The sequence below is a fragment of the Achromobacter sp. AONIH1 genome (assembly GCF_002902905.1).
Classification (GTDB): Bacteria; Pseudomonadota; Gammaproteobacteria; order Burkholderiales; family Burkholderiaceae_B; genus Achromobacter.
The window spans coordinates 4,295,161-4,314,227 of record NZ_CP026124.1 but is presented as its reverse complement, the minus strand read 5'-3'; the positions used below and the strand labels follow the sequence as shown (position 1 = coordinate 4,314,227).

17 protein-coding genes and 1 pseudogene are annotated in these 19,067 nt (G+C 70.5%); 10 read left to right on the top strand and 8 right to left on the bottom strand.

Going from position 1 to position 19,067, the window contains the following annotated elements:
- Positions 1–25 precede the first annotated feature (25 nt).
- Complete coding sequence (locus tag C2U31_RS19790) at positions 26–880, top strand: LysR family transcriptional regulator (protein WP_103274337.1); 855 nt, start codon at positions 26–28, stop codon at positions 878–880.
- A gap of 144 nt (positions 881–1,024) precedes the next feature.
- The gene (locus C2U31_RS19785; protein ID WP_103274336.1) at positions 1,025–2,050 is read left to right on the top strand and encodes a hypothetical protein; all 1,026 of its coding nucleotides are present in this window, start codon (positions 1,025–1,027) and stop codon (positions 2,048–2,050) included.
- 27 nt (positions 2,051–2,077) lie between these two features.
- Here C2U31_RS19785 and C2U31_RS19780 read toward each other — a convergent pair whose 3' ends face one another.
- Positions 2,078–2,608, bottom strand: a complete 531-nt coding sequence (locus C2U31_RS19780; protein ID WP_103274335.1) for a CbrC family protein — start codon at positions 2,606–2,608, stop codon at positions 2,078–2,080.
- 122 nt (positions 2,609–2,730) lie between these two features.
- Here C2U31_RS19780 and C2U31_RS19775 point away from each other — a divergent pair, with 122 nt between their 5' ends.
- Positions 2,731–3,591 (top strand): TlpA disulfide reductase family protein, encoded by an 861-nt coding sequence (locus C2U31_RS19775; RefSeq protein WP_103274334.1) that lies wholly within the window; start codon positions 2,731–2,733, stop codon positions 3,589–3,591.
- Positions 3,592–3,699: 108 nt separating this feature from the next.
- On the opposite strand, the gene C2U31_RS19770 is transcribed toward C2U31_RS19775, so the two are convergent.
- The 5 genes and pseudogenes from C2U31_RS19770 to C2U31_RS19750 form a co-directional block, all read right to left on the bottom strand.
- Positions 3,700–5,145 carry a DUF6138 family protein gene (locus C2U31_RS19770; RefSeq protein ID WP_103274333.1) on the bottom strand — a complete coding sequence of 482 codons (1,446 nt, stop codon included), beginning with the start codon at positions 5,143–5,145 and terminating at the stop codon, positions 3,700–3,702.
- Positions 5,146–5,208: 63 nt separating this feature from the next.
- Positions 5,209–5,523, bottom strand: a complete 315-nt coding sequence (locus C2U31_RS19765) for a hypothetical protein (RefSeq protein ID WP_103274332.1) — start codon at positions 5,521–5,523, stop codon at positions 5,209–5,211.
- Positions 5,520–6,620, bottom strand: coding sequence for a thiolase family protein (locus C2U31_RS19760; protein ID WP_103276466.1), 1,101 nt, complete (start codon positions 6,618–6,620; stop codon positions 5,520–5,522). Before C2U31_RS19760 ends, C2U31_RS19765 begins: the two co-directional genes overlap by 4 nt.
- An 86-nt stretch (positions 6,621–6,706) precedes the next feature.
- Positions 6,707–7,720: pseudogene (locus tag C2U31_RS19755) on the bottom strand (MFS transporter); the annotation flags it as partial.
- Positions 7,721–7,765: 45 nt separating this feature from the next.
- Complete coding sequence (locus C2U31_RS19750) at positions 7,766–9,340, bottom strand: ATP-dependent acyl-CoA ligase (RefSeq protein WP_103274331.1); 1,575 nt, start codon at positions 9,338–9,340, stop codon at positions 7,766–7,768.
- A 136-nt stretch (positions 9,341–9,476) separates the two neighbouring features.
- On the opposite strand from C2U31_RS19750, the gene C2U31_RS19745 reads away from it, so the two are divergent.
- Entirely contained in the window at positions 9,477–10,397 is a 921-nt protein-coding gene (locus C2U31_RS19745) for a LysR family transcriptional regulator (protein ID WP_233772428.1), read from the top strand.
- A gap of 101 nt (positions 10,398–10,498) precedes the next feature.
- A complete protein-coding gene (locus C2U31_RS19740; RefSeq protein WP_103274330.1) occupies positions 10,499–11,401 on the top strand; it encodes an MBL fold metallo-hydrolase in 903 nt (300 codons plus the stop codon).
- A 177-nt stretch (positions 11,402–11,578) separates the two neighbouring features.
- On the opposite strand, the gene C2U31_RS19735 is transcribed toward C2U31_RS19740, so the two are convergent.
- Positions 11,579–11,923, bottom strand: coding sequence for a DNA-binding protein (locus C2U31_RS19735; RefSeq protein WP_103274329.1), 345 nt, complete (start codon positions 11,921–11,923; stop codon positions 11,579–11,581).
- A 134-nt stretch (positions 11,924–12,057) separates the two neighbouring features.
- Positions 12,058–12,987, bottom strand: a complete 930-nt coding sequence (argC, locus tag C2U31_RS19730; protein ID WP_103274328.1) for an N-acetyl-gamma-glutamyl-phosphate reductase — start codon at positions 12,985–12,987, stop codon at positions 12,058–12,060.
- 177 nt (positions 12,988–13,164) lie between these two features.
- On the opposite strand from argC, the gene C2U31_RS19725 reads away from it, so the two are divergent.
- The 5 genes from C2U31_RS19725 to C2U31_RS19705 all read left to right on the top strand — a co-directional run bounded on the left by C2U31_RS19725 (position 13,165) and on the right by C2U31_RS19705 (position 19,065).
- A complete protein-coding gene (locus C2U31_RS19725; protein ID WP_103274327.1) occupies positions 13,165–14,061 on the top strand; it encodes a LysR family transcriptional regulator in 897 nt (298 codons plus the stop codon).
- A 74-nt stretch (positions 14,062–14,135) separates the two neighbouring features.
- Complete coding sequence (locus C2U31_RS19720; RefSeq protein ID WP_103274326.1) at positions 14,136–15,272, top strand: HPP family protein; 1,137 nt, start codon at positions 14,136–14,138, stop codon at positions 15,270–15,272.
- 86 nt (positions 15,273–15,358) lie between these two features.
- Entirely contained in the window at positions 15,359–16,807 is a 1,449-nt protein-coding gene (locus C2U31_RS19715) for a sensor histidine kinase (protein WP_103274325.1), read from the top strand.
- Positions 16,804–17,445: a response regulator transcription factor gene (locus C2U31_RS19710; RefSeq protein ID WP_103274324.1), complete on the top strand. Its 642-nt coding sequence runs from the start codon at positions 16,804–16,806 to the stop codon at positions 17,443–17,445. Before C2U31_RS19715 ends, C2U31_RS19710 begins: the two co-directional genes overlap by 4 nt.
- A gap of 582 nt (positions 17,446–18,027) precedes the next feature.
- Positions 18,028–19,065, top strand: coding sequence for a cytochrome P450 (locus tag C2U31_RS19705; protein WP_158658409.1), 1,038 nt, complete (start codon positions 18,028–18,030; stop codon positions 19,063–19,065).
- Positions 19,066–19,067 lie beyond the last annotated feature (2 nt).

Here is a 19,067-nt window from a genome sequence, read left to right as displayed (position 1 = left end):
ACCATTTCTATAATTAATAGATACCATGCGCCCACATCTGGATCTTTCCGCGGTGGAGGCCTTCGTCCTGGTGGCCGACTTGCGCAGCTTCACGCACGCGGCCGAAGCCCTTGGACTGACCCAGGCCGGCGTCAGCCTCAAGCTGCGGCGGCTCGAAGGCGCGGTTGGACGGCGCCTGCTGGACCGAACGCCCAGGCAGGTGCGCCTGTCCACGGATGGCGAGGCCTTCCTGCCGCACGCCCGCACCCTGCTCGCCGCGCAAGAGCTGGCGCTGATGACCCCGCCCGAACCAGAACGCGAGCTGACCATCGCGATCAGCGACCATGTGGCCGGCCCCGAGCTGCCCGAGATCCTGGCCCGGGTGCACGCCTGCGATCCCGCGCTGATGCTGAAAGTGCGGGTCAACTATTCGCGCAACGTCATCGCGCAGTTCGACGACGGCCTGGCCGACGTGGCCGTGGTCAGGCGCCAAGGCAAACGTCGCGATGGCGAGCTGCTGTTCGAGGACCAGTACGGATGGTTCGCCAGCGTCGGCGCCAGGCTGGACGGCAAGCTGCTGCCCTTGATCACCGTCACCGACGAATGCGGCGTGGGCGAAACCGCGACCCGGCTCCTGGCCGCGGCCAAGACCCCCTGGATTGACGCATTTCTTGGCGGCGGCGTCGCCACCGCGATCGCCGCGGCCCGTTCGGGCATCGGCGTGCTACCCCTGCCCCGGCGGCTGGCGACGGCCGGGCTGGTCGATGTGGGCGGCGCGCTGGCGCTTCCACCCTTGCCCGGCGCGCAGATCATGATGCACGCCAGGCGATTCGATGCCCAGACCACGGCGACGCTGCGCGTGTTGGCCGCGGCCTTTCGCAGCGCGGCCGCCCGGCCCTGAGTCACCGCGCCTCCATCCGCCTGGTCGCGGCGGTAGATAAACTAAGCAGATTTGCGTATTTCGGCGCCAGGCCACGCCGGCCTATAGTCCGTCGGCGGAATTTTCCTTCGCGATGAACGAGATCCCCGAACGGAGTTCGTGAAGATGAAGCGACAACGCAGTCTGCAACCCCACCCCCGATCGTCCGCCGCCGACGCCGACCACAGCCTGGCGGTGCGCGGCACGGATCTTCAGAAGGCCATGGAACACGTCGCGGCCATCGCCGGCGACAACCCCGTCCATGCCTTCGAGACCGCCATGCATGCCGTGACCAGCCAGCTCGCGCAAGGCGCGGCGTCCGGCGGCGCCCCGGCATATGCTCCTGGCCCCATGCATGGGCCGGGTCGGGCCGGACTGCTGCACCGGCGCGCCGGCAGCAGCATGGATTGCTTCGCCGATGTCGCCATCGCGCGCATGGAATCGGGCTGGGCCTTGAACGCGACCGACCTCCTGGGCATTTCCGCCAATCCCGGCGAGATGGGCGAGTGGTATGTACTCACGCCAGGCGAACAGGGCGGCAGGCGGGCCTTTCGCATCGACGCCAACGCGGCCGGACTGCGTTTGCACCCTGCCCCGCCTGCCGCCCGCAGCACGCCGTTCAACGCGCACCTCCTGTCATTGGACAACGTGCGCGTCGCGGACGACGACGCCTGGGACCTGGGTCCCGCGCAGGCGCCCAGCGAAACCTTCATGCGCCTGGTGTCCGTCTATCGCGCCATGGCCGCCGCGCTCTGCTGCGGACTGGGACGCGCCACCCGCAGCATTCTGTCGGCGCCGGCGATTCCGGCCACGGCACGCGGCGCCGTTCCCGCGGCGCGGCAGGCGCGGTCGGGCCAGCAGCTAGGCAAGATCGACGCGTTGCTGCTGACCAGCGATATCGTCATGCGCGGCATCGCCAGCGACCTGGCGCGCGAGCGACCTTTCCCCCAGGCCAGTTCGACCCGGCTTCACCGCCTGGCCGTAGACAGCTCGCTGGCGGCGGTATCGCTGGCCTGGCGCGGCGGCATCCGAGAGACGCACACGGGCTTTGCCTCGCTGCGCCGCTATCGACGCGATGCCCTGGCGGTCGCCGCGCTGATGGCCGTGCTGATGGCCGTGCTGGACGGCGTGGACGTTCCCACGCCGGCATGATCCGCCAGCCGGCGCGCTAAGCGTCCGCTACGCCGCGTCGGCGTGCGCGCGATGCGCGCCGCAGTGCAGGCAGCGGAACAGATATCCGCCGATCACGGCGCCGTTCTCGGTGATGTCGGGCAGCACGTCCTCGGGCCAGCCGTCGTCCAGGATCGCGGCCTGGGCGTCCGGCATGTCCTTGAGCCGGTCCCAGCCCACCGGCCCCAGGTAGGCGCAGGCGTCGCCGCAGCAGATCTGCCAGCGCTCGCAATGCCAGGACAGGTAGCCGGGCGTGCGCAGATTGAGTTCTTCCTCGACCGACGCCGGCACCTCGCCTTCTATGTCGCCCACGAACTCGGACCCGAATTTCCGCGCCGCGCTGCCGTCCGCGATGCACCAGGGACACAGGTTCGCCGGCTGGTCGCCCAATCCATAGGGCTCGGTCGCGTAGGCCCAGCCGGTGCACAGGCCGCAACACGGGCACTCCAGGTCGGCGATGGCTTCGATGGCGCCGGTGGCGACGGGATCGGGGTGATAGCGGAAATGAGGCAGCTCGTGCCTGGGACGCGGACCTTGCATGTTGCGGACTCCAGCGGGATGGGCGACAGCCTGGCAGCATAGCGCATGCCGCGTCGCCGCCCGCGATGGATGATCATGCTAGGCTTGCCTGCCCGGTTCCCGCCTTCCCCGCCGCACACCTCATGACGCCCGCGATCCGTCTCGGCCCCCTGGTCTTTCCGATTGAACTCGGCGTGCTGCTGCTGTCGGCCGCGCTCGGCCTGCTGGCCTGCGCGCTGCTGGCGCGCCTGCGGCGCGTCCGGAGCGACACATCCGCCGCCGAAGCCCCCAGCGCCCGCAATACCTTGTGGAATGCGCTGCTCTGGGGCCTGCTCGCCGCGCGGCTGGGCTATCTCTGGCAGTACCGCGACGCCTATCTGCCGGAACCGCTGTCCATGCTGGACCTGCGCGACGGCGGCTGGAACGGCCTGATCGGGCTGGCGGCCGCCTGGGCCTATGCCTTGGCGACGATCTTGCGCCGGCGCGCGCCATGGCGCCTCACGCTGGCGGCGCTGGCCGTGGCCAGCCTGGTCTGGCTGGGCGGACGCGCGCTGATCGCGCCGCCGGCGCCGCAATCGCATCCCGCGCTCGCCGAACTGGTCCTGAGCGACCTGCAAGGCGCGCCGGCCTCGCTGGCGGCTTTTCGTGGCAAGCCCGCCGTGGTGAACCTGTGGGCCAGCTGGTGCCCGCCGTGCCGGCGCGAGATGCCGGTGTTCGAGCAGGCGCAGGCCGGGCATCCCGACGTGCATTTCGTGTTCCTGAACCAGGGCGAGTCGCCGCGGGCCATCGCCGACTACCTGCGCGACCACGCGCCCGGCCTGCGCAACGTGCTGCGGGACGGCCAGAGCCAGGCCTCGCGCGCGCTCAGCAACAGCGGGCTGCCCGCCACGCTGTTCCTGGACGCCGACGGCAGGCTGACCGGGCTGCGCGTCGGCGAGCTTTCGCGGGCCACGCTGCGCGAACGGCTGGACGCGCTCAAGGCGGCCAACGGCTCCGAGCCCTGAGGCAGGCCGCCAATTCAGCGTTCGCGGCGTTTCTCTTTCGAAACGAAACGGCCGATATCGGGCAGACCGCCATAGCGCCTGACCGGATCAGCCATCTCCAATGTTCTGCTACCGCCCCGGCTCATCAGCGAATATCTCCGTGTACAAGGCGCGCAGCGCCTCGGGCGCCTTGCGGATCACCTGGCCGCCGCGATCCTTGTCCGCCTGCTCGCCCCAGATCGCATGGCGCGCGGCCCGGAATGCCGCCTCGTCGACGCACTCGCCCAAGAGATTCGCGCGCAGCGCCGCGATCGAGGAAGGCGCATCGCCCGCGACGCGCCTGCGCGCCTCCAGCAACCAGCCCAGGCTGTCCGCGTTGGCGATCCGCGCCGCGTAGGTCTTGCGGTGCCGCAGATGCTGGATATTGCCAGCGCAGGCCAGCAGGTACGCGATCGCTTCCCGGGTGAAGCCATGGGCGTCGACATAGCCCTCGATGTAGCGGCCATGCATGGATTGGTGCTCGCCATCGGCCAGGGCCAGATAATCGAGCACCAGCGGCGCGTGCGCCGCGCTGGCGCAGCCCAGCGCGAATACCGCGAAGCTGCCCGGCATGGCGCAGTCCTCGGCATCGAGGTTCGTGTACCACTCGTATTCGCGCATGGCCTGCCGCGCATAGGCCTCGATGGCCGGGTGCAGCGCCGGATAGGCCGCCGCGCAGGCGAACAGCTGGTGCACGCCCTTCTTTGGCAAACCCTTGATGGGCAGGTACGTCTTGGTCGGCCCACGGAACTCGATGGCATAGGAGCGCGGGAAGTCCGTGGTCGACAGCAGGCGGTCCAGGTAGCCGAGCGCCTGCGCATAGGCGGCCTCGCTTTCTTCCTGGACGGTGATGCGGACCACGGCCAGCGCGTCATTGGCCCTCGCGCTCATGCCCGCGCCGCGAAACGCCGCCAGTTCCCCCGGCAGCTCGCCCGTGCCGTCGCGCTTGAGCCGCGCCGGCAGGTCGCTGCCCAGCTGCGTCACCTGATTGAAGATGCGCTCGGCGCTGACCGAGGCGTAGCTGGGGCCGAACTTGAGATCGCAGATCGCGACGTAGCAGGCGAAACGGAATAATCCGTCCGACACCACGGCGGGGTCTGCTCCTTCCTTGAGCACCCATTGTTCCCGCCAGTCGTTGCCCTTGTTCACGAAATGCGGATCGCGCAGGCGGCGGTCGACCCAGCGATGCAGCAGGTAGTCGATGTCATGCCAGCCCAGCAGCAGGCGCATCCGCTCGGCGAACGCCCGGGCGGACTCGGCGTCGAACGGCGCGGCGGGCGCTCCACGCGGGGGGACGGGCGTGCCGGCCGGCGATACGTCCCGCGACGCGCCGGACAGCCCTTCCAGCACATACTCCAGCACCGCCTGGCCCAGGATCTTCTGCCCATCCACGACAAAGCCCCTGATGCTTTCGCCCGAGAGCTTGCGCACCTGCGCCGTGCCGTCGTTGACCTGCGCGACCGCGCGGTCGAATGCGGCGCGCGCTTCGGGCGTCTGCCGCGTGTCTTCAAAAATCAACCAGTTCCGTTTGTTCATGAGGAGAGCATCTGCTGCGTGAAGCGCTGGACAATAGCACGCGAGGCGGGCCTGCCGGACGGATCAGGCCGGCCCGCCCCAAGGCGCATCGAAGCCGTCCTGACGCCGCGTCGACAGCGCCAGCCGCTGGCCGGCGCGCAAGCTCTCCGCCAACTCGGGCGGCAGCCTGATGATCAGGTCCGGCCCTTGCGGCAGCGCGCGCACCGTCGCCAGCAGGCGCAGTCCGCCCTCGCCGTCCGGTATCGAGGTCCAGGCCAGCAGCTCGCCCGACTCGACCGCCACGGGTTCCGCCTGCGCATGGCCGCAGGCCGGGCACCACAGCCGCGCGGGATAGACCTTGTGGCCGCAGGCCGCGCAGGCAAATACATGCAGGCTCATGCGCCCTCCCTTTCCAGTACCGCCGCATTGGCGCACATGCCGTAGCGCAGCTGCACCATGCCGTAGCCGGTGGCCACGCCCCGCCGCGCGCCGGGAATCTGGCGTTCGCCCGCCCGGCCCAGCAGTTGACGCGCTACTTCCGCCAGGCCGTGCATGCCACCGGCCGTGCCGGCCTGGCCGGCCGACAGCTGGCCGCCGGCGGTGTTGACCGGCAGGCTGCGGTTCGCCAGCCGCCGCGCGACGAAGCCCGGCAGGTCGCCGGCGTCGGTGAAGCCCAGGTCGCAGAGCTGGGCCAGCGCCATCGCCGGATAGTCGTCGTAGACGCCGACCACATCCATGTCTTCAGGCCCGATGCCGGCCTCGGCCCACATCGCAGGCGCGAATTCGGCGATGCCGGTGACCAGTCCGTCGCCTTCCTGTTGATCGCCGTTGTAGCGCGCGCCGCTGGCGCGCAGCGTCACATGCACGCCCGCGGGCCGCGCCGACAGCACCAGCGCGCAGGCGCCGCTGACCACGGGCACGCAATCCAGCCGACCCAGCGGCGGCGCGACCAGGGGCGCGTCCAGGTACTGCCGCAGGCTCAAGGGCTGGCGATAGGCAGCGTTCGGATTCCCGGCCGCCCATTGCCGCTGCGCCACGCACAGCGCGCCGTAGTCCTCGCGCCGCAGGCCGGTCCGCATCATCTGGCGCTGCGTCAGCATGGCGAACAGCGGGTTCGGCCCCACGCAGCCCAGCGGACTCAGGTACTCGCGCGCGCTGCGGTTGTAGTCGCTGACCAGGCCCTGAAAATCCGCGCCGGCGAAATGATCGCCGGCCGCCAGCACGATAGTGCGGGCCTGCCCGGCTTCCAGCGCCAACCAGGCCTGCCGCAGCAGGTTGATGGCGCTGGCGCCGCCCATCTCGTCCTGCATGCACCAATTCAGCTTCAGGCCCAACCGCCAGCCCAGGTCGATGGCGCGGTCCGGCCGCAGGCTGAACGAGGCCACGCCCAGGCCGTCCACCTCGCCCGGCGCGACGCCGGCGTCGGCCAGGGCCAGGCCGATGGCCCGGGCCAGCAGGCCGGCCGTGCTGCAACCAGGCTCGGGATGGCGCAGCATCGGCGTCTCGCCGACGCCGACGATGCCGGGTCTGGATCCGGCTCCGGATTTGATCGCGCCGGCGCTCACGCGCGCTCCTTGCCTTCCGGCTCGCGCGTCTGCACCAGCCAGAAGAACGGGAACGCCACCAGCATCAGCCCGGCCGCGCCGATCAGGTAGACCGCGCGCCGCCCGATGCGGTCCGACAGGTGGCCGAACCAGACCAGCGTGCCCAGCTCCACGAACATGGACGCCAGCACGCCGCCCAGCATCAGGTCGTTGGGGATTCCCAGGAACTTGCCGTAGGCCAGCGCGAAGGCCAGGAAGATGTACGAGCCGCCGTTCTCGGCCACGCGCAGCCCCATCGCCGTGAACACCTGGCGCGGATAGCGGCGGAACACCTCCACCGCCGGCATGCCGCGCTTGGCGCTGCGCGAGGCCTGCACGAATTCCTCGCTTTCCGGGATATGGCGGCGGATGTACAGGCCCACGCCGAAGATCAGCACGCTCAGCAGGAACGGCAGCCGCCAGCCCCAGCTCATGAACTGCTCCTGCGGCAACTGCTGCGCCAGCATGAAGACGCCGGACGACAGCACGAAGCCGCCGGCCACGCCCAGCTGGCTGAACGACGAGAAGTAGCCGCGCCGCCGGCCGCCGACGGCCTCGCTGATGAGCAGCACGCCGCCGCCCCACTCGCCGCCCGCGGCCGCGCCCTGCATCACGCGCAGCGCCACCATCGCCGCCGGCGCCCACAGGCCGGCCTGCTCATAGGTGGGCAGCAGCCCGATCAGGAAGGTGGCCACGCCCATCAGGCCCAGCGTCCATTCCAGCGCCAGCTTGCGGCCGTAGCGGTCGCCGATGTGGCCGAAGATCACGCCGCCCAGTGGCCGCGCCAGGAAGCCCACCGCGAAGCCGGCGAAGGCGCCCATGGTGCCCAGCAGCGGGTCGGTGCCCTTGGGAAAGAACAGCTCGCCGAACACCAGCGCCGCCGCCGTGCCGTAGATGAAGAAGTCGTACCACTCCATGGCGTTGCCCGCCACCGAGGCCACCACCACGCGCCGCGTGCGCCGCTTGCGCGCGGCTTCCTCGCTGGCGGCCTGTTCCGCCAAATTGTCTGCCATCGTCATTGCCGCCCCTTGTGTATGTTGTGTAGTCCCTGCACCGCCCTAGCGCGACACCTTGTAGCCCGCCTTGTCGCGGTCCCAGGTGTCGGCCGTCACGCCTTCGTCGCGCAGCTTGAACTTGCGAATCTTGCCGTTCTCGGTGCGCGGCAGTTCGTCCAGCGCGCGCAGATAGCGTGGCACCGCGAAGTACGGCATGCGCGGCTGACAGAAATCCAGCAGCTCCGCGTGCGCCACCTTGCTGCCCGGCTTGTAGACCAGCGCCGCCATGACCTCGTCCTCGGCCAGCTCGGATTGCACGGCGTAGACCGCCACGGCCGCGATGGCCGGATGCGCCAGCAGCACCTGTTCCACTTCGTAGGAAGAGATGTTCTCGCCGCGCCGGCGGATCGCGTCCTTCATGCGGTCCAGGAAGCGGTAGTAGCCGTCGGCGTCGCGCACCACCCGGTCGCCGGTGTGGAACCACAGGTTGCGCCAGGCCTCGACCGTCTTGTCCGCCATGGCGAAGTAGCCGGTGGCGATGGCGTAAGGCGGGCGCGCCCGCAGCAGCAGCTCGCCGGGCTGGCCGTCCGGCACCGGCGCGTCGTGCTCGTCGGCCACGCAGGCCTCGAACTCGGGCGCGACCCGGCCCATGGTGCCCGGGCGCTGCTCGGCCAGCACCCCGCCCAGCGCGAAATTGGTCTCGGTGGAGCCGTAGCCTTCCAACAGCGCCAATCCGGTGCGGCGCAGGAATTCGCCGTGAAAGCGCTCGGGCACGCCCGGCGCCAGCGCGATGCGCGCGCGGTGGCGGCGTTCGGCCGGCGCGGGCTCGCGCGCCAGCAGCATGGGCACCATCGCGCCCAGCAGGTAGGTCACCGTGGCGCCGGTCTGCTCAAGCCGGTCGAAGTATCGGCTGACCGAGAAACGCTCGTCGCAGACGATGGACGCGCCCGTCACCAGCGCCTGGAAACAGGCGTTCAACGCATTGGTGTGGAACAGCGGCAGGCTGGTGTAGAGCACGTCCTCGCCGCGGATCTCCAGGTTGCGCGCGGCGATCAGGCCCCACCACCAGAATTGCGCATGCGGACAGCACACGCCCTTGGACAGGCCGGATGTGCCGGAGGTGTACAGGATGGCCAGCATGTCGCCCGGCCCCAGGTCGGCCGGTTCGACGCCTTCGGGCGGCGCGGCGGGCGCCGCCCGGGCCGGCGCGGGCAGCGCCAGCCCCGCCGGCGGCGCATCGCCGTCCAGCAGCCAGATCTCGCGCAGGGCCAGGCCGTCGCCATCCACCGTCGCCAGCCCGGCGCAGGAGGCCGCATCCGCCACCAGCAGCACGCAGGCGCTGTTCTCCAGGATGTGACGCAGCTGCATGCCCCGCGACGCGGTATTGATCGGCACCGCCACCGCGCCCAGCCAGCCGCAGCCCAGCACCACCGACAGGAACTCGATCCGGTTGCCCGCCATCAGCGCCACGCGGTCGCCCCGGCGCACGCCATGGGCGGCCAGCAGCGCGGCCCAGCGCGCCGCGTGCGCCGGCGCCTCGCCATATTCCAGTGTTCCGCCCGGCGCCTGGACCCAGGCGCGCGCGCCCTGGCGCGCGGCCTGGTCCATCAGCATCGCCGGCAATGTCTGCGCATGCATGCTCGTGTTTCCCCTTGTTGGCGTCGGTCCGCGACTGCCTGCCGACTGTTGAAAATAGTCTAGGTATCAACTATTTATACGTCAAATTTATGATTATTATTTTTCTTATAAATCAGACTGATATGAGAGGCAACGCTTGGACTTTGACCTGAACCTCATGCGGGTTTTCCTGACCGTGATGCAGGAGCGCAGCGTGACCCGCGCGGCCGAGCGGCTGCATCTGACGCAACCCGCCGTCAGCTACGCGCTGGCGCGGCTGCGCGAGAAGTTCGACGATCCGCTGTTCCTGCGCACCGCCGCCGGCATGCAGCCCACGCCCGTCGCCTTCGCGCTGGCCGGGCCGATCGGCCAGGGCATGGACGCCTTCGCCGACGCGCTCAGCCTGCGGCACCGCTTCGATCCCGCCACCAGCGCGCGGCGCTTCACGCTGTCCATGTCGGACATCGGTGAAATGGTGTTCCTGCCGCTGCTGATGGAACGGGTGCACGCGCTGGCGCCGCGCCTGCAGATCGAAGTGGTCGAGGTGCCGATGGAAGCGCTGCCCCAGGCGCTCAAGGACGGCGGCGTCGACCTGGCCATCGGCAACCTGGCCGGACTGGGCCGTCATACCCGGCATGCCGTGCTGTTCAGCGAGCACTATGTCTGCATGGCGCGGCGCGGCCACCCGGTGCTGTCGCGCGGCCTGACGCGCGGCCAGTTCAAGCGGCTGGACCACATCCTGGTGGCTTCGCGCGCCAGCGCCCACCGGCTGCTGGACGACGTGCTGGCCGAAGTCGGATTGCTGCGCCAGCCCTATCTGACCCTGCCCCATTTCACCGCCGCCGCCGAGATCGTGCGCCGCACGGACCTGACCGTCACCCTGCCTCGCCGCGTGGCGCTGTGGTTCAACCGCGAGCGCGACTTCGAGGTCCGCCCGCTGCCGCTGGCGCTGCCCGAGCTGACGGTGACGGTGCACTGGCATGCGCGCTTCGACAGCGATCCCGGCAGCTCCTGGCTGCGCCGGCTGGTGGTGGAAACGCTGGCGGACCGTGAGCCGCCCGATCCGGGCGGCATTTGATCGATCCGTGCAACAGACTCTGGCCCGGCTTGCGGTTTATCCGGATGCGGCGCGCCCCTAGACTGTCATCCATCGACTGACCGAACCCAAAGGAACCCGCCATGACGTCCCCCCTCGCCCTCCGCCCCGCCCCGCTGCGCCGCCTGCTGGCCGGCGCCGCCCTGGTCCTGCTGGCCCTGCCGGCCGCCCAGGCCGCCGAGCAGGCGCTGCATGTGACCCACTACAACCCCGGCGCCGCCGCGATCTTCCCGGTTTCGTCCACGCTGGTGACGGGCGAGCGCGAAGCCATCCTGATCGACGCCCAATTCGGCAAGTCCCAGGCCGCCAAGGTCGTGGACATGATCCGCGCCAGCGGCAAGAAGCTGAGCACGATCTACATCAGCCACGGCGACCCCGACTTTTATTTCGGCCTGGACACCGTGCTGGCCGCCTTCCCCGACGCCAAGGTGGTCGCGTCCGAGCCGACCGTGCGCCACATCAAGGAAACCGTGGACGGCAAGCTGGCCTACTGGGGCCCGAAGCTGGGCGCCGACGCCCCGGCCCGCACCGTGGTTCCCGAGGTGCTGGCCGGCAACAGCCTGACGCTGGAAGGCCGCAAGCTGGAGATCAACGGCCTGGACAGCGCACAGCCCGACCGCAGCTTCGTCTGGATCCCTTCGCTGCGGACCGTGGCGGGCGGCGTGGTCGTGTTCGGCAACCTGCACGTCTGGATGGCCGACACCCAGACGCCCAAGTCGCACCAGGACTGGCTGGCGACGCTGGCGCGCATCGAGGCGCTCAAGCCCAAGACCGTGATCCCCGGCCACTACGCGCAAGGCGCGCCGCTGACCGTCGAATCCGTGCGCTACACGGCCGGCTACATCCGCGCCTTCGACGCGGCCGCCGCCCAGGCCAAGGACAGCTCGGCGCTGATCGCGGCCATGAAGGCGAAGTACCCGCAGGCCGGCGAGCCGGCCTCTTTGGAGCTGAGCGCCAAGGTCGCCAAGGGTGAAATGAGGTGGTGACCCCCCCCCCCCGAAGCGCTGCGCGCTTCCCCCCCAGGGGGGCGCCGCCACGGACCGGCAAAGCCGGCTCCGTGCGGCCCCGGTCTGGGGAGGCAGGGGCTGGTTGGGTGGACTCGGTCTGAGGGCTGAACCGGGGCACATTTCGCGCGCCGCTTGCCTTGTCGCGCGCGCCACGCGTCAGGTGATGGGCGGGTCTTCCGGCTGACGCGTGGCGGCGTCGGGCGTTGCGGCGGGCAGCGCGTGTATGGAGATTCCCAGGTCCAGGGCCTGCAGGATGGCGGTCAGGCCGCTCAGGGTGGGATTGCCCTTGCGCGACAGCATGCGATAGATCTGGGTCGAGTTGAGCTTGGCGCGCTCGGCCACGATCTGCATGCCGCCACGCGCCATGGCCAGCTGGCGCAGGATTTCCAGCGCGCTGGCGAGGTCGCCCGAGGCGATATGGGTGTTGATGGCTGCCAGCGCCTGCGAGGGCTGGCTGCGGTAACGCTCGGACATGTACTCATCGGGAGACTGGCCAAACATGATGCAAGGTCCTTCCGTGTCGATTGCCGGACAGCCCGCCACGCAGCCGCGCGGCGGGCACAAGCTCAGAGCTTAGCCCGCCCGCCCCCCTGCCCGGGCCGTCCGACCCGCAACATCGGACAAGTCTTACTTCTTCAGTGCCGCGCCAGCATCAGATCCAGGTTCTGCACCGCCGCGCCCGACGCGCCCTTGCCCAGGTTGTCGAACACGGCGGCCAGCAGCGCCTGTCCCTCGGCGGCGTTGCCGTGCACCGACAGGCGCAGGTCGTTGGTGCCGTTCAGCGCCTGCGGCTCCAGCCGCGCCTGCGCCGCCGATTCCTCCAGCGACGCGACCTGCACGTGGCGCGACCCGGCATAACGCTCGGCCAGGCAGGCCTGCAGGGCGGCGAGATCCGCGCCGGCCGGCAGCAGCCGCAGTTGCAGCGGCACGGTCAGCACGATGCCCTGGCGGAACGCGCCATACGACGGCAGGAACACGGGCCGCTGCGTCAGGCCCGCATGGCGCTGGATTTCCGGCGTGTGCTTGTGCGCCAGGCCCAGACCGTAGACCTGGAACGGCGGCTGCGCCGCCGCGTCCGGCCCTTCGTAGGCGTCCACGCTGGCGCGGCCGCCGCCCGAATAGCCCGACACCGCCTGCACCGCCAGCGGATAGTCGGCCGGCAGCAGGCCGGCCTCGACCAGCGGGCGCAGCAAGGCGATGGCGCCGGTCGGATAGCAGCCGGGATTGCTCACCCGCGACGCGCCGGCGATGCGTTCGTCCTGGCCGGGCGTCATTTCGGGAAAGCCATAGACCCAGCCCTCGGTGGTGCGATGCGCGGAACTGGCGTCGATCACCTGCACCTTGGGATTGCGGATGGACGCCACCGCCTGCCGCGCCGGCTCGTCCGGCAGGCACAGGATGGCGATATCGCAGGCGTTGATGGCCTCGGCGCGGCGCGCGGCGTCCTTGCGCTCGGCCGCCGGCAGCGTCAGCAGGCGCAGGTCGTCGCGGCCCTGGAGCCGTTCATGGATCTGCAGGCCGGTGGTGCCTTGGTCGCCGTCGATGAATACGAGGGGTTGCGTCATGGCGCGGTGCTTCCTGGTGATGGGATTGCGGTGGACGGGCCGCCCGGGTCTCGGATGCTTGCTGCGCTCCGTCATCCCCGGGTCGGCGTGATGGCATCCATCTTCGGCCAGGCGCCACGATTATCAAAGTCGAATATCATGACTGCCTGATTCAGTTTTTCTGAATAAGGATCCGTCATGCGGGAAATCAACCTGGACCGGCTGCGCACCCTGGTCGCCATTGCCGACCTGGGCTCCTTCGCCAACGCCGCGCGCGCCCTGCACCTGGCGCCGCCCACCATCAGCCTGCACGTGGCCGACCTGGAGGCGCAGGTAGGCGCGGCGCTGCTCACGCGCACGCGCGGGCAGGTGCGCCCCACCGCCATCGGCGAGACCCTGCTGGCCCGCGCCCGCCGCCTGCTGGCCGACGCCAGCCAGGCGCTGGACGACGTGCAGCGCCAGGTCCAGGGGCTGGAGGGCCGCGTGAGGCTGGGCGCGTCCACCGGGGCCATCGCCCACCTGCTGCCGCAGGCGCTGGAGACGCTGGCGCGCGACCACCCCCGCATCGATGTGCAGGTGGCCGTGCTGACCTCGCAGGAGACCTTGCTGCGGCTGGCTGACGGCACGCTGGACGTGGGCCTGGTGGCGCTGCCCCAGCCGCCCACGGACGGTCTGGTGCTGCGGCCCTGGCGGCGCGATCCGGTGCTGGCCTTCCTGCCCGCGTCCTGGCAGGCGCCAGCCCGGTTGACGCCCGCCTGGCTGGCCGAACGTCCGCTGATCCTGAACGACGCCAGCACGCGGCTGTCGCGCCTGACCGCCGAATGGTTCGCCGCCGCCGGCCTGAACCCGCGCGCGCGCATCCAGCTCAACTACAACGACGCCATCAAGAGCCTGGTGGCCGCCGGCTACGGCGCGACGCTGCTGCCCCATGAGGCCACCGCGCCGCAGCCCGACCCGCGCATCGCCATGCGGCCGCTGCGTCCCGCGCTGTGGCGTCCGCTGGGCATCGCCCACCGCGCCGGCGATATCGAACTGGCCACCCGCCACGTGCTGGACGTGTTGTGGGCGCTGCGCGCGGCGACGATTCCGGCATAGGTTCATGGCCGCCCCTGAAGGCGTGCTAAATTTTTGCCCCGCGACCCCGCCCTGCGGGCCGCGAGGAGAGAAAGTTGGATGTTGCATTCAAGCGCTGGCTGGCATCGTTCGCGCCGGCGCCCGTGGGCGCGAGCGCCCGCGAAAAGATTTACGGCGCGCTGGGCGCGCTGATCGGCCTGTTCTGCACCGAATGGGTGGGCCGCCACGCGCTGGGCGGGGCCAATCCCTGGTTCATCGCGCCGATGGGCGCGTCCGCCGTGTTGCTGTTCGCCGCGCCCGCCAGCCCGCTGGCCCAGCCCTGGTCCATCATGGCCGGCAATCTGGTGTCCGCGCTGATCGGCGTGACCTGCGCCCGCGCCATTCCCGACCCGGGTCTGGCCGCCGCCGCCGCCGGCTCGCTGGCCATCGCCGCCATGTTCACGCTGCGCTGCCTGCATCCGCCCAGCGGCGCGGTGGCGCTGACCGCCGTCCTGGGCGGCCCGGCCGTGGCCAGCCTGGGCTATGGCTTCGTGCTGTGGCCGGTGGCGCTGAACTCCGTGATCCTGCTGTCCATCGCCGTGGCCTTCAACGGCGCGCTGCGCCGCAACTATCCGCGCCGCCACGCCGAGCCGGCCGCCTCGCATCTGACGCGCGACCCCGCGCCCAGCGCGCGCCTGGGTTTTTCCCGCGCCGACCTGGACCAGGCGCTGAGCCAGCGCGGCGAGCTGCTGGACATCAGCAAGGAAGACCTGGAAGACATCGTGATGGAAGCCGAGCTGCGCGCCAGCGTGCGACGCTTCGGCGATGTACGCTGCGCCGACATCATGTCGCGCGATCTGGTCTCGGTGCAGCAGAACGATCCGCTGGACTATGCCATCCGCCTGTACGGCAAGCACCGCTTGCAGACCCTGCCCGTGCTCGACGCCGCCGGGCGCTATGCCGGCATGATCGACCAGGCCGACGTGCTGGCGCGCAAGGCCAGGCTCGCGCCGGTGCATGAGGGCCCGGACCTGCTGGTCATGGATTGCATGCGCTCGAATGGGCCTTTCGCCACGCCGGAACTGCCGGCCGTGGAGCTTGCCCGTCCCATGGCGGACGGCCTGCATTGCGTGCCGGTGCTGGACCAGGACGGCGTGCTGCGCGGCCTGGTGACACAGTCCGACCTGGTCGCGGCGTTGTACCAGATGACCGTGGCGACGCCAGCCGGGGCGGTTGGCCGCCCGAACGCCTGAGCGCCTGCCTGGCGAGCGGCGCGGGCACGGCGCCTCCGTAGCCTTACGGATGCCGGCCCGCCTGCGCCGCGAGGCATAATGCCCCGGTGAAATTCCCTGCGCGCTACGGCGCATTGCTCTGCTGGTTGCTGCTGTTCGGCCTGGGCGCCGCCTGGATCGGGCGGCAGGACTATCTGCGCCAGTACGACGCCTTTTTCCAGGGCACCAGCATCGCCCAGCGCATGCTCAGCCAGAAGACCGTACAGCACGAGGCGGTGCTGGCCACGCTGGCCGCCCTGTCGCATCCGCCCGCGCCCGAGCGCCTGTATCCCAGCCTGCGCCCGTCGCTGCCGCAGCTGCTGGGGCTGGGCCAGCTGCGCGACGGCGCCTGGGCCGGCAGCCTGCCGCCGCCCGCCGGCCTGGACGCCGCCGTGGCGCAGGCGCGCGCGCAGGGTCGTCCCGTCACGCTGCCGGTGGACGCGGCGCGCTACTGGCTGGTGGCTCCGTCCAGCTGGAGCCTGCTGCTGGACGCGCGCCAGCTGCTGCAGGACGGCGACTTCCCCGACGCGCTGGCCAACCTGAGCCTGTCCATCGGCCCCGAGCCGCTGCGCCTGCTGGCGCGCCAGGACGCCGGCGCGCACGGCTGGACGCTGTCGCTGCAGAAACCGCTGGGCGCCGCCAGCCAGCCCTTCGCCCTGCGCAGCGAACGCGTGCTGACGCCCGCTTCCTGGCCCTGGGCGCAATGGCTGGCCTGGGCCGCCGCCAGCGCGCTGCTGGTCGCCGGCGCCGCCGCCTGGCGTCGCGGCCGCGCCGAGGCCCTGCGCCAACGCGAGCAGGCGCGCGTGGCGGCCATGGAACGCCTGGGCACGCTGGGCGAGATGGCCGCGGGCATCGCCCACGAGCTGAACCAGCCGCTGACCGCCATCCTGGCCCAGACCCGCGCCGCCGAACGCATGCTGGACGACGAAGACGAACGGCCCGCCGTGCGCGAGGCCCTGCGGGCCAGCGCCGGCCAGGCCCGCCGCGCGGCCGACATCATCGCCCGCATGCGCGCGCTGGTGCGCCCCAGCGCGCCCGCCGCGCGCGAGGCGCTGGATCCCGAGGCGCTGGCGAATTCGCTGCGCTTCCTACGCGAGCAGGAGCTGGCGCGCCAGGGCGTGCGCCTGGCGTGGCGCAACGACGCCCCCGGCGAACGCCCGCTGGGCGACCGCGTGGCGCTGGAACAGATCCTGCACAACCTGGTGCAGAACGCCGTCGACGCGCTGGCCGGCATGCGCGCCGGCGCCGCCGGCCAGGGGCTGATCGAGCTGAGCGGCGCGGTCGATGGCGACCACTACCTGCTCAGCGTGCGCGACAACGGCCCCGGCATCGCGCCCGAGGCGCTGCCGCGCCTGTACCAGCCGTTCTACACCACCCGCGCGCAAGGCATGGGCCTGGGCCTGGCGCTGTGCGAGACCCTGGCCGGCGCGATGGATGCGCGCATCGAGGCGCGCAACCTGACGCCCGCCGGCGCCTGTTTCACCGTGCGCCTGCCGCGCGCCGGAGTCCGCCCATGACCACATCCCCGCCTGCCCACGCGCACGCCCAATCCCCGCTGGTCTACCTGGTCGACGACGACGACGCGGTGCGCGACGCGCTGGCCCTGCTGCTGCGCAGCGTCGGCCTGCGCAGCGTCGGCCATGGCGATCCCGTCGCCTTCCTGGATTCGCTGCCGCCCCAGGCCATCGGCTGCGTGGTGCTGGACATCCGCATGCCGGGCATCGGCGGCCTGGACGTGCTGTCGCGGCTGGCGGAGCAATCGGACCTGCCGGTGATCATGCTGACGGGCCACGCCAACGTCGACCTGTGCCGCCGCGCCTTCAAGGGCGGCGCCATCGAGTTCCTGCAAAAACCGGTGGACGACGATGTGTTCCTGGACGCGGTGCAGGCCGCCGTGCGCGCGCACGTCGCCAGCCGCGAACGACTGTCGCTGACGCAGGCCGCCAGCGACCGCCTGGCGCGCCTGTCCGGACGCGAGCGCGACGTGGCCGCGCGCATCGTCCAGGGCCTGAGCAACAAGGAAATCGCGCGCGAGTTCGAGCTGTCGCCGCGCACGGTGGAAACCTATCGCGCCAATGTCTACGCCAAGCTCGAGGCCGACTCGCTGGCGCAGCTGATCCGCCAGTACGCATCGCTGCTGGATCAGGGCCTGTAGTCACGAAAGCTGAGCAAGCCGCGAAAAGAAAATGCTCATCGGCCCACCCGCGCCGATGCTGCGCGGCGCGCGTAGCACGCGCCCACCCAAAGCTTTGTCTTACGCCCCTCTGAACACGATGCCGCTTGACCCAAAAATATTGCTGATGCTAGCTTTTGCGCGGGCGATGAATCGCAGTGACCGGTGCAGTACATCCGCTGTCGTTTCGTCTCCCACCCTACGACTCGACTACTACACTTAACGGAGAAGGCTATGATCAAATCGATAAAGAAGCAGCTCTCGCGTTTCAGCCGTTCGTCGAAGCTCAAGGCCGCCGCTTGGCGGCCTTACCTCATCTAGCGTGAAGAAAGAACGCCGGGGTTCAGGCCCCGGCGTTCTTTTTTGGCCGCACGTCCACGCCCGGCAGCGGGATAGCGCCTTTCCGCCCGTCTCATCATCCTGACCGCCAACCGCTCTCCGAGCGGCATTGGCCGTGGTTCGTCGCGCCTCGTTCCTGTCATGCCGCATCCATCCGGACCGCCATGACAGCACTGGATTCCCGCTCGCTCGCGAGCCGGGACGGTCTACACGCGGATGTACGAAATGGACAATAGAACGATCCACTATCACAAGGAAATACGCCGGCTGTTCGACGACCCCAGCCAGCGCGGCGTGTTCCGCATCGACGAGCAGACCGTGGGCGTGACGGACGGCCCTCTGTCGAAAGCCATCCTGGCCGCGCGGCCCATGTACGATTTCGAGCGCATCGTCTTCAAGCCCATCCTGGGCCAGCCGATCGCCAAGGCGACGTTCTCGGCCGTGATGCGCGCGGTCGGGCAGGACGCGCGGCGCGTCGCCGAAAGCCCGCCCGAGCCCGGCCCCAGGCTGGCCGGGCGCTGGCCCGACGCCGGCTACCTCTATCTGCAACAGCGCCTGTACGCGTCGGACCCCTGGCCCATCTACGCCCTCACCCATCGCGTCGCCAACCGGACCGGCTGGCTCAAGCCGCTGGTGGACGGCCTGTCGTCGCGGTTGATGACCCGGCTGCTGCATCGCTGCGCGCCCATCCATTCCTCGGCGCTGGCGCAGCTGGTCAACGAAGCGCCCGACGCCCACGAGCGACGCCGGGCCGTGACGCTGTACCGGCGCACCGCCCGTTCCATGTGCATCACGGTCGCCTGCCTGGTGACGAACGCGCTGTGGCTGGCATCCGCCCGCGACGCGCGCGAACGGCCGCGCGACTGCATCACCGAAACGCTGCGGCTGATGCCGCCCGCCTGGATGTACCACCGCAACGCCTGCCAGGAATTCACCGCTGTCGACGCGCGCATCCGCGAGACCGACGACGTGCTGGTCATTCCGCTGATCACGCAGCGCGATCCCCGCCACTGGCCCGACGCCGACGCCTATGAACCCGACCGCTGGCTGGGCGTGAGCAACCCAGAAGCCTCCGATCATTACCTGCCGTTCGGCCATTCGCACGACCGCTGCTGGGCGCGCGAGCTGGTCCTGATGCTGGCCGAGCACACCATCAGGCAGATCGCCATGCAGGACCACTGGACCGACAGCCGGCAGACGTCGGTGCAAGTCCCCCTGAAATCGCTGCTGTGCCCGACGCGCGTGAACGTCGTCGCCGTCTGAAC

Bases quoted from the DNA above. Each gene is read 5' to 3' on its own strand.
- C2U31_RS19790 (WP_103274337.1), top strand. From the start codon at position 26: ATGCGCCCACATCTGGATCTTTCCGCGGTGGAGGCCTTCGTCCTGGTG.
- C2U31_RS19785 (WP_103274336.1), top strand. From the start codon at position 1,025: ATGAAGCGACAACGCAGTCTGCAACCCCACCCCCGATCGTCCGCCGCC.
- C2U31_RS19780 (WP_103274335.1), bottom strand. From the start codon at position 2,608: ATGCAAGGTCCGCGTCCCAGGCACGAGCTGCCTCATTTCCGCTATCAC.
- C2U31_RS19775 (WP_103274334.1), top strand. From the start codon at position 2,731: ATGACGCCCGCGATCCGTCTCGGCCCCCTGGTCTTTCCGATTGAACTC.
- C2U31_RS19770 (WP_103274333.1), bottom strand. From the start codon at position 5,145: ATGAACAAACGGAACTGGTTGATTTTTGAAGACACGCGGCAGACGCCC.
- C2U31_RS19765 (WP_103274332.1), bottom strand. From the start codon at position 5,523: ATGAGCCTGCATGTATTTGCCTGCGCGGCCTGCGGCCACAAGGTCTAT.
- C2U31_RS19760 (WP_103276466.1), bottom strand. From the start codon at position 6,620: ATGCTGCGCCATCCCGAGCCTGGTTGCAGCACGGCCGGCCTGCTGGCC.
- C2U31_RS19750 (WP_103274331.1), bottom strand. From the start codon at position 9,340: ATGCATGCGCAGACATTGCCGGCGATGCTGATGGACCAGGCCGCGCGC.
- C2U31_RS19740 (WP_103274330.1), top strand. From the start codon at position 10,499: ATGACGTCCCCCCTCGCCCTCCGCCCCGCCCCGCTGCGCCGCCTGCTG.
- C2U31_RS19735 (WP_103274329.1), bottom strand. From the start codon at position 11,923: ATGTTTGGCCAGTCTCCCGATGAGTACATGTCCGAGCGTTACCGCAGC.
- argC (WP_103274328.1), bottom strand. From the start codon at position 12,987: ATGACGCAACCCCTCGTATTCATCGACGGCGACCAAGGCACCACCGGC.
- C2U31_RS19725 (WP_103274327.1), top strand. From the start codon at position 13,165: ATGCGGGAAATCAACCTGGACCGGCTGCGCACCCTGGTCGCCATTGCC.
- C2U31_RS19710 (WP_103274324.1), top strand. From the start codon at position 16,804: ATGACCACATCCCCGCCTGCCCACGCGCACGCCCAATCCCCGCTGGTC.
- C2U31_RS19705 (WP_158658409.1), top strand. From the start codon at position 18,028: ATGGACAATAGAACGATCCACTATCACAAGGAAATACGCCGGCTGTTC.